Origin of the sequence: Janthinobacterium lividum (genome assembly GCF_011601275.1) — a bacterium.
GTDB classification, from domain to species: Bacteria; Pseudomonadota; Gammaproteobacteria; order Burkholderiales; family Burkholderiaceae_D; genus Janthinobacterium; species Janthinobacterium lividum_E.
In genome coordinates this window covers 279268-293393 of record NZ_JAAOLY010000006.1, presented here as the reverse complement: position 1 = coordinate 293393, position 14126 = coordinate 279268, and the positions used below count along the sequence as shown (strand labels likewise).

Below are 14126 nucleotides of genomic sequence, written 5' to 3'. Positions count from 1 at the left end.
CGTGGAACAGGGTTAAAATAGGGGCTGGCGCGTTACGCGTGCCGGCCCCTGTTTGCATCGTCAGGGCAGATCGAGGTAGAACCCAAGTCTTCTATAAGATATAATACTGGCTTACCGCAGCAAACGTAGTTGACTACCATCCCGGCCTACCCGCCGGGGCCATTCACGCAATCCAGTCCCGACAAGCCACATGGCCGAGTTATCTCAAAAAACAGGGGAACTCTCAGACGAGTTCTTCATCCTTGGTCTCACCAGCAATGGCAAGCAATTCCGACCCAGCGATTGGGCCGAGCGCCTTTGTGGAGTGATGTCCTGTTTCAATCCCGAAGGTGGCGGGCGCAATGCGCACCTCCAGTATTCGCCCTACGTGCGCCCGACCGTCGTCAATGGCGTCAAGTCGGTGGTGGTCAACACCAAGCTGCGCGAGATCGAGCCGATGGCGTTTCACTTCGTGCGCGAATTTGCCAAGGATAACGACCTGCAAATCGTCGAAGCCTGCTTCCTGCCGCCGCCCGAAGAAAAGTAAGACCTGTTTCATTGATGTGCCTCAAACCCGCCACGGCGGGATGGCGTAGCGTGGACACTCTGCCTCAAACGGAGTGGCGACATGCGCATCGGCGACATCTGTACCCTGCACACCATCCATTGCCAGCGTGACACCAGCGTGCAAGACGCTGCGCTGCTGATGCGTCAGCATCACGTGGGCGACCTGATCGTGGCCGAACAGCCGAATGGCGAGCGCGTCCCCATCGGTATCCTCACCGACCGCGACATCGTCATTTCCGTCATCGCTCTGGGCCTCGACCCCGCCAGCCTGCTGGTGGGCGACATCATGAGCCCGCAATTGCTCACGGCCAGCGAAGACGAAGACGTCTACGACATCATTGAACGCATGCGCGTCAACGGCATCCGCCGCTTGCCCGTGGTCAACAGCCTGGGCGCGCTCTCCGGCGTCGTCAGCATCGACGACCTGCTCGCCTTCCTGGCCCAGGAAATGGCGGAGCTGGCGCGGATCAGCAGCGGCCAGTTGGTATACGAAAAGCGCACGCGAAAATAGGAGCCGCTCGCCCGCATTGCGCAATTCCGGTCAAGTCGCGGCCCCCTGAAAATGCTACAGTCGCTGCTCGTTCAACGGGAAGCGTCCATGCACACTCTGGCCAAGGCACTCTGGTATATCGAATCGCATTATGCGGAGAATCTCTCGCTCGGTGACATCGCCCATGTGGGCGGCGCTTCGCCGTGCCACCTGACGCGCGCGTTTGGCCTGGCCACGGGCCACTCCGTGATGCGCTATGTGCGGGCGCGCCGGCTCAGCGAGGCTGCCCGTGTGCTGGCCCAGGGCGCGCAAGACATCCTCGCCGTCGCGCTGCAGGCCGGCTACGGTTCCCATGAAGCATTTACGCGGGCCTTCCGCGACCAGTTCCATGTCACGCCGGAAAAGGTACGGGCCCAGCGCCACGTCGCCAACCTCGCGCTGGTCGACGCCATCAAAATGGATGTGGTGCCGGGTGTGCCCCTGGAAGCGCCCCGTTTCGAGCAGGGCCCCGCCTTGCTGGTGGCGGGTCTCGTCGAACGCTATCGCGCAGAGACGGCTGCCGGCATTCCCGCCCTGTGGCAGCGCTTCCTGCCCCATGTGGCGCCCGGCCAGTTGGTGTATGGCGTGTGCTGCAACAATGACGACGCGGGCAATTTCGATTACCTGTGCGCCATGCCGGTGAGCGACTTTTCCCAGGCCCCCGATGGCTGGATACGGCTGCGCATCGCCCCGCAGCGCTATGCCGTGTTCCATCACCGTGGGCATATTTCCACCATCCGCACCACCTGGCATGCGGTGTGGAACGAGTGGCTGCCCCAGTCGGGCCTGGAAGTGGCCGACGCGCCCGATTTTGAACGCTACAACCAGAATTTCGATCCCGCCAGCGGCAACGGCGGCGTGGAAATCTGGCTTCCCTTGAAAACATGATGATCTCCAATACCTTGTCTGCGCCGGCCCTGTTTGCCGGCGGCACTGCGCTGCGCCAGCGCCTGTTGCAAATTGCCGCCGCGCTGGCGGCGGGCCTGCCCCTGTACTGGGTGCTGGGGCCGCAGCCGCTGGGCTGGCTGGCCTGGTGCGCGCCGCTGCCCGTGCTGTGGCTGGCCCTGCGCTCGTCGCGCCGCGATGCGGCCTGGATGACGTTGCTGGCCGCCGCGCTGGGGCTGTCATCCAACGTCGTCTATTTCCGCCTGCTCATGCCTTTGTCGGCCGTGCTGGCCATGATCGCCGTCAAGGCACTGCTGTGGCTGCTGGTGGTGCTGGCCACGCGGCGTCTCGTGCTGCGCTACCGGGCAAGCTGGACGGTGCTGGCGTATCCCGTGCTGTGGGTTGCCATCGATACGGTGATGGCGGCCTTGCTGCCGGATGGTAACTGGGGCAGCCTCGCGTATTCGCAGGCGGATAATATTACCGTGCTGCAGGTGGCGGCCCTGGCGGGCGTGCCTGGCCTGCTGTTTTTGCTGTGCCTGGCGCCGTCCGCGCTGGCCTTGCTGCTGGCGGGCGGCCGCGCGTATGCGCCAGCGGCGTTCGCCACTGCGCTGGTACTGCTGGCCGCGTTCGCCGGCGGCGCCTGGCGCGTGCACGGTGCGCCGGCGCCAGCCGGGCCGCTGGCAGGCCTGGTGGCCATCGATGACTTTATCGGCCCGGCCACGCCGCCGGCGCGCGCGCAAGCCGTCTGGGAGCAGTACGCGCGCCACGTCGAAGAACTGGCCGGGCAGGGCGCCCAGCTGGTGCTGTTGCCGGAAAAGATAGCCGTGCTGGCGCCCGCGCAGGCGGACGCCGTGCGGCAGCGTTTCCAGGCGCTGGCGCGTGGCACGGGAGCGTGGATCACCGTGGGGATCGGCGTGCAGGATGCTGGCGGCCGGCGCAACCTGGCCTGGCTGTTCGCGCCCGATGGGAGCGCGCCCGTCAGCTATCAAAAACATCATCTGGCGCCGCCCGAGCGCGAGTTTCTTGCTGGCGGCGCGTATGCCGTGCAGCCGGTGGCGGGCCAGGCCATGGGCCTGGCCATCTGCAAGGACATGCATTTCGCGCCCCTGGGGCACGCGTATGGCGCGGCCGGGGCGCAAACGATGCTGGTGCCGGCCTGGGATTTCCAGCTCGACGCTTGGATGGGCGCACGCATGACGGTCGTGCGCGGCGTGGAAAACGGTTATGCCGTGCTGCGCGCGGCGCGCGAAGGCAAGCTGACGGTCAGCGATGCGTATGGCCGCGTGCTGGAGGAGCGGTCCAGCAGCGCCATGCCGGGCAGCACCTTGCTGGCGCCGCTGCCGGCGCACCCGTCCGTCGTTACCTGGGCTGGCTGGATGGGGCCGCTGTTCGGCTGGCTGTGCGTGGCGCTGGGCGTGATGTTGCTGTGCGTGCGCCGCGCCGCGCCGGCACTCTGACGCGCAAAACCGCATTGCGCAGCCTTCCTTTATATTCCACGTACGCGGCTACATAATCGCCGACTATGATTGCACCATTGCCGTGCATATATCCGCGCTTTGCCGGTATATATATTGCACTGCAATAAGTGGTGTTATCTGGTATTGGCGAAATGGGGCAGCTGATATTAATTGGTACTTAATTCCGCCACGAAGTCATACATATCGCCGCGGAAGTAGGAACGGCAAAATTCCACGGCGCGGCCATCGCGCAAAAAGCCCAGCCTTTCCACCGACAAGCCCGCGTCGCCTTCCTCCGCCTGCAGCAGGCTGGCCTGCTCTCCCGTCAATAAAAGCGCGCTCAGGCGCTGCAAGGCGCGCACGGGCCGGTTGCCCGCCTGTTCCAGCGCGTCATACATGGAGATATCGACGGCGTCGAGCGCCGGCAGGCAACTGGCGACGATGGTCGCGTATTCCAGGCACATCGGCACCTCGTCCGCATAGCGGATGCGGTGGAAGCGGTACACGGGCGCGCCCGGCGACAGCCGCAGGCGCAAGGCCTCTTCCGGCGTCACGGTGCCTTCTGCGCGCTTGAGCCACACGCTGCGCGGCGTGCGCCCGCGCGCCCGCATGTCCTCGGAAAACGAAGTCAGCTTGGCGAAGTTTTTCTCGATGCGCGTATTGATGAAATTGCCCGAGCCGGGACGGCGCACCAGCAAGCCCTCGTTGACGAGGCCATCGATGGCCTTGCGCACGGTGATGCGCGAGACGGCCAGGTCGCTGGCCAGCTGGCGCTCGGCCGGCAGGGCTTCGTCGGGACCGAGGATGCGCTTGTCGATCGCTTCGCGCAGCGCGCGCTGCAGTTGCTGGTACAGGGGCAGGCTGCTCGTCTGCCCCAGGCCTTGCATGATGTGAGCCAGGGTTGTCATACGCTGAGGGTCTCCGTTACGGCGCGTTGCAGACGCGCTCTGTATCTGTTTTGTGTCGCTGGATAATACCAAAAAAGACCGTTGTAAAACCAATTTGAATTATCAGGCCGGCAATTTATACGTGCCCTCACTGGTACTTTCCCCGGTCTTACGGGCTACAGATTGATTCAGCTGAAGTGGTCTGTGTGATTCAAACAACGTTATAAAAAAAAAGTTGCAACTGGTAGTATTCTGGTATTGGATAGTAGTATATTGGCGTTGAATTGGTTTTGTAAGTGGTTGTGCCGAAGGGTCTGCAGCATGCCGGTGAGAGTGGCGGGCTGGAAAGAAGACCTACGTTAAAAATGAAAAGGTTCCAATCCTGGAGCCTAAATCAAGGGGGAGTACATGAAACGCAATTTGACACCTGCAGCTGCCGTCGTGAAATCCGGCTCGCGCAGCCGTACGCCGATCGCTGCGGCCGTTGCCGTGATGGTCGCCGGCCTGTCCTTTTCGGCACAGGCGCAGGAAGCGCCAGCCGAAGACGTGGCCACCGTGGTGACGGTGACCGGCGTGCGTGCCTCGCTGGAAAAATCGCTGAAGCAAAAACGTAATGCGGATTCCGTGGTGGAAGTGGTCACCGCCGAAGATATCGGCAAGATGCCAGACCGTAACGTGGCCGACGCGATCCAGCGCCTGCCAGGTGTGAATACCCAATCATCGGCCGGTGGCGAAGGCGGCTTCGGCGAAAACGACCGCGTCAGCCTGCGCGGCACCAGCCCCAGCTTCCAGCAAACCCTGTTCAACGGCCATGCCATCAGCACGGGCGACTGGTTTGTCTTGAATCAATTTGGCGGCAACGTCGGCCGCAGCAGCAGCTTCTCCCTGCTGCCATCGGAACTGGTGAGCTCCGTTGTCGTGCACAAGAGCGCCACGGCGGACCTGCCTGAAGGCGGCGTCTCCGGCGTGATCGACGTGATCACTCGCCGTCCGCTGGAATTCAAGAACCAGATCACGGCGGAAGGCTCGATCCAGGCTTTCCACAATGACCTGGCCGGCAAGACCGACCCGCAGTTCTCCGGGCTGGTGAACTGGAAGAATGACACGAATACCCTGGGCATCATGCTGCAAGGCTTTTCGCAAAAATCGACCGTGCGCCGCGATGGCCAGGAAATCCTCGGCTACACGCCGATCGCCGCAGGCAGCAACGCGGCCAAGGCCCATCCTGAACTGGCTGGCGTGAAAGTGCCGACCTTTATCGGCGCCAGCCTGTTCGAGCAAAAGAAAACCCGCGAAGGCGGCGCATTCGACATCGAATTCAAGCCCAGCAAGGACTTGACCCTGGATGTGAACGGCTTCTACTCGCAACTGAAGGCGCCGCATCAAAACACCAACTGGCTGGCCGCGCCTGCCAACTCGATCAACAGCACCGACGACAAAGGCGTGTCGACCGGCCAGGTGCCGACCAACTACACGGTCAAGAATGGCACGCTGACAGGCGCCACCTTCGCCAGGAACTCGGGCGAAGTCGACAATATCTACCGTCCTGACGCTGGCGGCGAATCGTACTATCTCGATTTCAACTTCAAGTACCGCGCCACCAAGGACCTGACACTGACGGGTAAACTGGGCAAGACCCACGGCGTCGGCTATGACCGTGACGATGTGTACTACCAGAACAACGTCGATGGCGGCATGGTGTATCAATTGAACGGCTTGAGCCCGGCCAGCGTTTCCTATCCTGGTGGCACCACCAATAAGCCAGGCTCGACGGCATGGGCCGGCGGCGGCGAATCGCGTTCCGTCGACCAGGAAAAATATGCCCAGATCGATGCAGAGCTGCGCCTGTCTTCCGGTATCTGGGATTCGGTCAAGTTCGGCGGCCGTTTGACCGATCACAAGCGCGATGCCGAGCATCCGTTTGAAACCCGTCCGGGCGCCCTGGGCTTCTCCAATCCAGGTCCGGCGTGGAATGGCTCGATGTACCCGAGCGACTTCGCCAACAACCTGGGCGGCAATCTGTCGAGCAACTACTTCAAGTACGACGGTTCGGCACTGGGCGCGTGGGGCGCCGCACCTGGCAACCGCCTGTTCGACTACGTGCGCCGCCATAACTGGACCGACGAGTTCAAGCTGAAGGAAAAAACCTCGGCTGTCTACGCCATGGCCAACCTGACGGGCGACAACTGGAGCGGTAACTTCGGCCTGCGCGCCGTCCACACCAAGCAGTCGACCCTGGTAAACCAGGCCGGCGGCCCGATCACCGGTTCCGACTGGGGCGCATACTCGCAGCACCTGTATGAGCGCAGCTACAACGACTACCTGCCGAGCGCCAACATCAAGTTCGATGTGCGCAACGACCTGGTCGTGCGCGCCGCCGTGGCCCGCACCATCGCCCGTCCCGACTACAGCGCGCTGGGCGGTTCGGTATCGCTGAACGACGATGCCCTGAGCGGCAGCGGCGGCAACGTCAACCTGAACCCGGTTAAGTCGGACAACGCCGAAGTCAGCGCCGAATGGTATTTCGCACCGAGGTCGGCTTTCTCGGTGGGCCTGTTCTACATGGACCTGAAATCGGTCGTGTCGAACGGTACCGTCAACGCCACGTACTTCAACAGCAAGCGCAATGCCAATGCCGTGTACCAGATCACGTCGCCATTCAATACCAGCGGCAAGAACAAGGGCGCGGAATTCAGCTACCAGCAACCGCTGTTCGGCGACTTCGGCATCCTGGCCAACTACACCTATGCCGACGGCAAGCTGGACAATGGTGATGAATTGGTCAATGCATCGCGCAGCACGTACAACCTGACGGCCTTCTACGAAGCCAACGCCCTCAGCGCACGCCTGGCCTACAACTACCGTTCCGCCTACAAGGCGGGCGTGGACCGTGGCGCCAGCCAGCACGTTGCCGGCGCGGGCGGCCTGGCCGGTTCGCTCAACTACAAGATCAACGAACACTTCACGATCACGTTCGATGCGCTTAACTTGACGAACACGACCATCAAGATGTATGCGGAAAACAAGGATCAGCCACGCGCTTTCTATAGCAACGGCCGTACCTTCTACCTGGGCCTGCGCGCCAAGCTGTAAGCAAGACGATCTGGCCTGATGCACCCGCGTCAGGCCCGCTCTTCCTCGGTCTTTTCAAGGCAAGTTCCTGTTTCGGGAGCTTGCCTTTTTTTTCGACGCCCGCTGGCTGGGCGCCTGCCGTCTGTACTCATATAAAACCGTCCCGCCACCGTGGCGGACATCTATAACGAGGAGTCTATGAACAGTCGTTTGCACCCCGTACTACACCCCATCGCCGCCGCTGCCGCCTTGCTGTCCATGAGCATGGCGGCCCAGGCGCAGCAAGCCCAGTTCACCACTCCGGCCATGCAGGAAGTCGTCGTCACCGGCATCCGCGCCTCGCTGGAACAGTCGCTGAGCCAGAAGCGCAACAGCGATTCCGTGATCGACGTCGTCAGCGCGGAAGACATCGGCAAGCTGCCCGACAAGAACGTGGCCGACGCCGTGCAGCGCGTGCCGGGCGTGAATATTTCCTCGTCGGCCGGCGGCGAGGGCGGCTTCTCGGAAAATGACCGGGTCAGCATCCGCGGCACCAGTCCCAGCCTGACGCAAACCCTGATCAACGGCCACGCCGTGGGTACGGGCGACTGGTTCGTCACCGACCAGGTGGGCACCGTGGGGCGCAGCGTCAGCTTTGCCTTGCTGCCGTCGGAAATCGTCAGCCGCGTCACCGTGCAAAAGAGCGCGCAGGCCGACCTGGTGGAAGGGGGGGTGGCCGGCTCCATCAATATCGAGACGCGCAAGCCGCTCAGTTTCAAGCAGCCGTTCACGGCGGAATTGGCCGTGCAGGCCATCTATGCGGACTTGCCGGGCAAGACCGATCCGCAGATGAATGCCCTGTTCAACTGGAAGAACGAAGCGAAGACCATGGGCGTGCTGTTCCAGGTGTTTTCCGAAAAGCGCCACGAGCGCCGTGACGGCCAGGAATTCTTCGGCTATGGCGCCATCGACGCCAACAGCCCGGCCGCGCAGAAATATCCGGAACTGGCCGGCGTGCTGGCGCCGCTGGGCATCAACTCGGCCCTGTTCGAACAGGTACGCAAGCGCCAGGGCGGCAGCGTCGACCTGCAATTCAAGCCTACTTCCGATCTTATGCTGGACGTTAACGGCTTCTATTCCAAGCTGGACGCGGCCAATTACAACCGCAGCTTTTATAACCAGCCGGGCGCCAACCTGAATGCCGTCGACAATGACGGCAAGCACGTGGGCGTGATTCCCAGTAGGTTTACGGTCAAGAACAATACCCTGGTGGCGGCCGATTTTCCCGCGTCGCAATTTCCTTTGGCTAACGCCACCACGCCGTACAACGGCCAGCTGTATCCGGCCCTGGTCGACCAGATCTACCGTCCCGGTTCGAACTCCTCGACCGCCTATATCGACTTCAATGGCAGCTACCGCGCCAGCGAGCGCCTGCGCATCACGGGCAGCCTCGGCTACACGCGCGGCATTGGCGAGACGCCAGTCGACCTCGGCTATGAGGCGGGCTTGACGGGCGTGGGCGTGTCCTACCAGCTGAACGGCCTGTCGCCGGCCAGGCTGAATTTTCCGGGCCTCGACATTTCCAAATTCTCCAACGCGGTTACGGCATCGGCCTGGGGTTCGCATGTGGAAACCCTGGATACGGAAAAATATGGCCAGGCCGATGGCGAGCTGAGCATGGATTATGGCGTGCTGGAATCGCTGAAGTTCGGCGCGCGCTACGCGGAACACCACCGCAATGTGTCCTGGCCGGAAAACCGCAGTTGCGCCGTGTGCGATGGTACGACGAATGCGCCCTTGCCTAAGTGGAATGGCGGCACCTATCCCGGCGATTACGGCAAGGGCCTGGGCGGCAGCGCGCAGGGCCGCTACTGGCAGCTCGATCCGGCCGACCTGGTGGCGTGGGCCAACAAATACGACAATTCGGGCGGGCCGAATTCGCGCAACTGGCCGGCCGAGCTGGACGTGAAGGAAAAGGATAGCGCGGCCTATATCATGGCCAACCTGGCCGGCAACAAGTGGCGCGGCAACGTCGGTGTGCGCGTCGTGCGCACGCAGCAGACGACGGTGACGAACGTGCCGGGCGGCGAAAATCCGATCGGCCAGGAAAATATTTTCGGCACCTACACGCCCACCGTCGTCAAGCACAGCTACACGGATGTCCTGCCCAGCGCGAACATCAAGTTTGACTTGAGCAAGGACCTGGTGGCCCGCGCGGCCGTGGCGAAAACCATGGCGCGCGCCGACTACAGCGCGCTGGTGGGCGCCGTCAACCTGAACGACCAGCTGCTGACGGGCACGGGCGGCAATCCGGACTTGAAACCGATACGCTCGACCAACTACGACGCCACCCTGGAATGGTATTTCGCGCCGAAGGCCATGTTGTCGGTGGGCGCCTTCTACATGGACATGAAATCGTACGTGACGTTTGGTACGGCGCCCGTGAGCTACTACAATAATACCTTCAAGAAATTCAACACCTATGTGATCCAGTCGCCGACGAATATCGGCGCCAAGAACAAGGGTGTGGAACTCAGTTACCAGCAAGGCTTGTGGGGCGGTTTCGGCGTGGTGGGCAATTACACCTATACGAATGGCAAGGCCGACGATGGGGCCGCCGTGGTGGGTAGTTCGCGCGGCACTTACAACCTGGAAGGCTATTACGAGGATGAGCGCCTGAGCGCGCGCCTGGCCTATACCTACCGCTCCAGCTTCCTGGCCGGCCTGTTCAGCAGCTCGCCCCAGTACGTGCACGGCGTGGGCAACTTGGCCGCGTCGCTCAACTACAAGATCGACGAGCGCTATTCGCTGACCTTCGATGTGCTGAACCTGAATAACCCGGTGCTCAAGTATTACGGCGCCAACCAGGACCAGCCGACGGCCCTGTACTCGAACGGCCGGCAGTTTTACTTTGGCCTGCGCGCCAAGTTATAGTTTTTTTACCGGCTTTCCGCCACAAGCGGGGAGCCGGCTTTTTTCTTTTGGAATTGTTTGACCATGACTATTGCTTCCCAACGCTACCTCGCCCTCGACGTCCTGCGGGGCCTGACCGTCGCCCTGATGATCGTCGTCAATACTCCGGGCGACTGGGGCAGCGTGTATGCGCCGTTCCTGCATGCCGAATGGCATGGCTTTACCCTCACGGACCTGGTGTTTCCCAGCTTTTTGTTTGTCGTCGGCAATGCGCTGGCCTTTGCCCTGGGAAAGTATGAAAATCTCGGCCATGGCACCGTGCTGGCCAAGCTGTGCCAGCGCAGCGTGCTGATCTTTTTACTGGGCTTCCTGCTGTACTGGTTCCCCTTCTTCAAGATCGACGATGCGGGCCAGTTCGCCTGGTCGCCGCTGTCGCACACGCGCATTCCCGGCGTGCTGCAGCGCATCGCCGTGTGCTACCTGGCCGCTTCCCTGATCCTGCATTACTGGAAGACGCGCGGCGCGCTCGTCTTCAGCGCCTGCGCCTTGCTCGGCTACTGGGCCATCCTGGCGACCTGGGGCGACTACAGCTTGCACGGCAACGCGCCGGCCAAGCTGGACCTGATCTTGCTGGGTGACAGCCACCTGTACCACGGCGAAGGCATCGCCTTCGATCCGGAAGGCATCCTCGGCACCTTGCCCGCTATCGTCAACGTGATTGCCGGCTACCTGGCGGGCAGCTTCGTGCGCCAGACGGCGCCGGCGCATCTGCGTGCCGCGCTGTATCGGCTGGTGGTGGCTGGCGTCATCTGCGTGGCCGTGGCCCTGTGCTGGAATGAGGTGTTCCCGATCAACAAGAAACTGTGGACCAGCTCTTATGTGATGCTCGGTATCGGCCTCGACTTGCTGCTGCTGGCGCTGCTGATGTTCGTCATCGACCTGCGCAAGGTCACGGGCTGGACCTACTTTTTTGAAGTCTTCGGCAAGAACACGCTATTCATTTACCTGGTGTCGGAAGTGCTGGTGATCATCGCCTTTACCGTGCGCATCGGCGGCGGCAACCTGTACCAGTGGCTGTACCAGCACTGGTTTACGGGCTGGGCGCCGGCCCGCGTGGGCTCCTTGCTGTTTGCCGTCAGCTTCATGCTGCTGTGCTGGCTGATCGCGTATGCGATGGACAAGCGCAAGATCTACATCAAGGTCTAGAATTTCAATTTCAGGCCGTAGCGCGTGGCCAGTGCGGTGAAGAGCAGCATCAGGGCGGTGACGGCGGCCGCGTTCCACAGGCCGGCCGCGCCGCCCGTCGCCAGATACGGCCACCAGACTGGCGGCAAGTGCAGCACGGCCGCCAGTTGCTGCCACAGGTCGGGCACGATGTAGGCGAACAGGGCATTGGTGCCAGCGGGCAAGAGCACCACGGCCCAGGCGCGCCAGCGCCACACGTCGATGACGACATAAAACACGAGGAACAGGGCCAGGATGAGGGCGCTGCACACGAGCGTGTAGGATTCCGTTGCCGCGATCTTGTTGATGTGGTGATATGGCCGCAGCAGCATGCCGGCCGCGAACAGGCCCAGCGCGAACCACGCCATGAAACGGATGCGCTGCCCATGGCTCAGGGCGGCGCCGCGCAGAAACAGCTGGCCCACCAGGGTGCCGGCCAGTACATTGGCCGCCGTCGAACCGAGTACTTGCGGCACGTTGACGAAGGCGTTGATGCCTGCAGGCAGGAAATCGAGGCTGCCCGCCATGCCGCCCATGTACAGCACGAGCAGCAGGGAAAATACGCCCATCAGCGCCGTGCCGCTGCCCCGGCACGCCAGGTACAGCAGGCTGCACAGCAAATAGGACCAGCCTATCATGCCGAGGATGCCCCACCACGACGGTTGCAGCCAGGTGCTGGAAAACTCCGCGTTCAGTTCGCCGCGGAACGTTGCCAGCAGGAACAGCATCAGGACGCCGCCTGCAGCCAGCTCCAGCTTGCCCGCGCCCTGGCGCCACAGCAGCATCATGGCCACGTAAAACAGCAGGAAGTACACAGCGTGCGGCAGCGGCGCCGCCTGCGCATCGTAGCGGTAGGCGTTGGCCAGCACGACGCCGGCCAGCATCAGGCTGGCGGAGCGCCACAGCAGGCGCCCCAGCAGGGCTGGCGTGACGTGGCCGCAATGGCGCTGCAAGGCCAGCGGTATGGCCATGCCGACCATGAACAGGAAACCGGGAAAGACCAGGTCGGGCATGGTGATGCCATCGGCGCGGGGACCCGCATGCTCGAGCCACCAGGCGATGCGGGGCATGCCGGCCAGGTAATTAACCCAGATCATGATGACGATCACGAAGCCGCGGAACGCGTCCAGGCTGATCAATCGTTCGGCGACGGTGGCAGTGGCGACGGTGGCTGGCGGCATGGAAGGAGGAAAAAGGTCGAAAAAAAAGCAGCCCCGGCGTGAACCGGGAACTGCCTTGCGCATATTGCTGGGAGCGGGAATTACTGTGCCGCTGCTGCCGGCGCCGCCGCTGCGGTGGCAGGACGGTTCAGCCACAGGATCCAGTAGCGGGCCAGGTCGCCCACGCCATCGCCACCCTTGACCGTTTCCAGTACCTTGATGGCGTCGTCTTTCTTGCCGGCCATCGCGTAGGAGTAACCGAGGCGCAGCTTGGCATCTTCCGGACGCTTCAGGCCGCCCTTGGCGATGCCTTTCTGGATCAGGTCGATACCTTTGTCGAACTGGTCCATCGTCACGAAGGCGTAGCCGAGGTTGATCAAGCCCGTGCCATCCTTGCTCTTCATGGCCGATGCTTCACCGCTGGCGATGTTTTTCGCGTCGTCTGCGGCAGCCTTGTTGGCCTGGTCGCGCAGTTTCTTGTGCTTGGCGGCATTTGCGCCCGTGCCCAGCACGCCTTTGGCAAAGCCCGCGTCGAGGACTTTTTTCGCTTCCGTCGGGAAGGCGTTCTGCAAGGCGATTTCAGCCATGTCGCTGTAATCTTGCGGCGGCATGGTGCCCACGGCCTTGAATTGCAGGCGCAGCACGTCGAGCGCGAAACGGTCGGAATAGCCGGCCTTGCCTTGCGTGCGGCTCAGCAAATCGCTCCAGTAGTCATCCGACGGGTAGTAGCGCACCAGGTTTTCCATGGCGACCAGGTAGGTGGCTGGATCCTTGCTTTTCGAACCCGTGTTGGCCAGCAATTGCAGTTCTTCGATTGTCGGGGTCTTGCCCGCTTGCTGCTTGGCCGTCAGGTCGGCCATCAGTTCCTGTTTCGCGCGCGCGAAATCATTGCTGAAGTAGTAGGCGCGGATGATGTACTGGCGCACGCCAGCCACATCGCCGGTTTCCGTCTGGTAGCGGGTGAACCATTTGATGGCGTTCGGATAATCCTTGGCGTTGTAGTGGTAGTTGGCCAGCGCCTGGATGAAATCGCCTTGTACCTTTTTTTCCAGCTTGCCCGATTCGATGACCGCTTCCAGCGCCGTCATGGCCATAGGCGCATTGTTGGTGGTCGACGCCAGCGCCACGCGCAGGCGGTTCAGCACGAACAATTCGTACGGCGTCAGGGCGGGAATGGCGGCAGCCTGGTCGATGCGGCTTTGCACGTCGGCGTAGTTTTTCGCATCCATCGACGCCTTCACGGCGTCCGGATCGAGCAGCTTGAACACTTCAGGGCGCACCGTATCGGCAGGCGCGGCGGCAGGTGCACCGGCAGCGGCGGCCGGCTTGGCCTCCTGCGCGTGCGACAGGGCTGGCAAGACATTCAGGCCGATGGCGGCCAGGAGCAGGCTAAGGCGTGCAAGACGGAATTGGGACATGGTCAATCCTTCAATCAATAACAAAAATACGCACCGGCACTGGCAGCCGCAAC

General features: G+C 62.3%; 10 protein-coding genes. 7 read left to right on the top strand and 3 right to left on the bottom strand.

Annotation, left to right across the window (positions count from 1 at the left end; all coding sequences use genetic code 11):
- The first annotated feature begins 190 nt into the window (after window positions 1–190).
- The 4 genes from GYK42_RS12015 to GYK42_RS12000 all read left to right on the top strand — a co-directional run bounded on the left by GYK42_RS12015 (window position 191) and on the right by GYK42_RS12000 (window position 3420).
- Complete coding sequence (locus GYK42_RS12015) at window positions 191–526, top strand: DUF3579 domain-containing protein (protein WP_029496213.1); 336 nt, start codon at window positions 191–193, stop codon at window positions 524–526.
- Between the two features lie 81 nt (window positions 527–607).
- Window positions 608–1057 (top strand): CBS domain-containing protein, encoded by a 450-nt coding sequence (locus GYK42_RS12010; protein ID WP_166447689.1) that lies wholly within the window; start codon window positions 608–610, stop codon window positions 1055–1057.
- Window positions 1058–1144: 87 nt separating this feature from the next.
- Complete coding sequence (locus GYK42_RS12005; RefSeq protein WP_166447688.1) at window positions 1145–1963, top strand: AraC family transcriptional regulator; 819 nt, start codon at window positions 1145–1147, stop codon at window positions 1961–1963.
- Entirely contained in the window at window positions 1960–3420 is a 1461-nt protein-coding gene (locus GYK42_RS12000) for a carbon-nitrogen hydrolase family protein (protein WP_166447687.1), read from the top strand. Before GYK42_RS12005 ends, GYK42_RS12000 begins: the two co-directional genes overlap by 4 nt.
- A 167-nt stretch (window positions 3421–3587) precedes the next feature.
- Here GYK42_RS12000 and GYK42_RS11995 read toward each other — a convergent pair whose 3' ends face one another.
- Window positions 3588–4328 carry a GntR family transcriptional regulator gene (locus tag GYK42_RS11995; protein WP_046685321.1) on the bottom strand — a complete coding sequence of 247 codons (741 nt, stop codon included), beginning with the start codon at window positions 4326–4328 and terminating at the stop codon, window positions 3588–3590.
- A 387-nt stretch (window positions 4329–4715) separates the two neighbouring features.
- Between GYK42_RS11995 and GYK42_RS11990 the strand changes: the two genes are divergently transcribed.
- From GYK42_RS11990 to GYK42_RS11980, 3 genes are all read left to right on the top strand, one after another.
- The gene (locus tag GYK42_RS11990; RefSeq protein ID WP_052755880.1) at window positions 4716–7400 is read left to right on the top strand and encodes a TonB-dependent receptor; all 2685 of its coding nucleotides are present in this window, start codon (window positions 4716–4718) and stop codon (window positions 7398–7400) included.
- A 177-nt stretch (window positions 7401–7577) separates the two neighbouring features.
- Window positions 7578–10292 (top strand): TonB-dependent receptor, encoded by a 2715-nt coding sequence (locus GYK42_RS11985; RefSeq protein ID WP_166447686.1) that lies wholly within the window; start codon window positions 7578–7580, stop codon window positions 10290–10292.
- Between the two features lie 63 nt (window positions 10293–10355).
- Entirely contained in the window at window positions 10356–11477 is a 1122-nt protein-coding gene (locus tag GYK42_RS11980) for an acyltransferase family protein (RefSeq protein ID WP_166447685.1), read from the top strand.
- Here GYK42_RS11980 and GYK42_RS11975 read toward each other — a convergent pair.
- Both GYK42_RS11975 and GYK42_RS11970 read right to left on the bottom strand, forming a co-directional pair.
- Complete coding sequence (locus GYK42_RS11975; protein ID WP_166447684.1) at window positions 11474–12676, bottom strand: DUF5009 domain-containing protein; 1203 nt, start codon at window positions 12674–12676, stop codon at window positions 11474–11476. The genes GYK42_RS11980 and GYK42_RS11975 overlap by 4 nt on opposite strands.
- An 80-nt stretch (window positions 12677–12756) precedes the next feature.
- On the bottom strand, window positions 12757–14073 hold the full coding sequence (locus GYK42_RS11970) for a tetratricopeptide repeat protein (RefSeq protein WP_046685317.1): 1317 nt from the start codon (window positions 14071–14073) through the stop codon (window positions 12757–12759).
- Window positions 14074–14126: the final 53 nt, after the last annotated feature.

Coding starts and splice junctions, on each gene's coding strand:
- GYK42_RS11970 (WP_046685317.1), bottom strand. CDS start 14,073: ATGTCCCAATTCCGTCTTGCACGCCTTAGCCTGCTCCTGGCCGCCATC.
- GYK42_RS11985 (WP_166447686.1), top strand. CDS start 7,578: ATGAACAGTCGTTTGCACCCCGTACTACACCCCATCGCCGCCGCTGCC.
- GYK42_RS11975 (WP_166447684.1), bottom strand. CDS start 12,676: ATGCCGCCAGCCACCGTCGCCACTGCCACCGTCGCCGAACGATTGATC.
- GYK42_RS12000 (WP_166447687.1), top strand. CDS start 1,960: ATGATGATCTCCAATACCTTGTCTGCGCCGGCCCTGTTTGCCGGCGGC.
- GYK42_RS12005 (WP_166447688.1), top strand. CDS start 1,145: ATGCACACTCTGGCCAAGGCACTCTGGTATATCGAATCGCATTATGCG.
- GYK42_RS12015 (WP_029496213.1), top strand. CDS start 191: ATGGCCGAGTTATCTCAAAAAACAGGGGAACTCTCAGACGAGTTCTTC.
- GYK42_RS11990 (WP_052755880.1), top strand. CDS start 4,716: ATGAAACGCAATTTGACACCTGCAGCTGCCGTCGTGAAATCCGGCTCG.
- GYK42_RS11995 (WP_046685321.1), bottom strand. CDS start 4,328: ATGACAACCCTGGCTCACATCATGCAAGGCCTGGGGCAGACGAGCAGC.
- GYK42_RS11980 (WP_166447685.1), top strand. CDS start 10,356: ATGACTATTGCTTCCCAACGCTACCTCGCCCTCGACGTCCTGCGGGGC.
- GYK42_RS12010 (WP_166447689.1), top strand. CDS start 608: ATGCGCATCGGCGACATCTGTACCCTGCACACCATCCATTGCCAGCGT.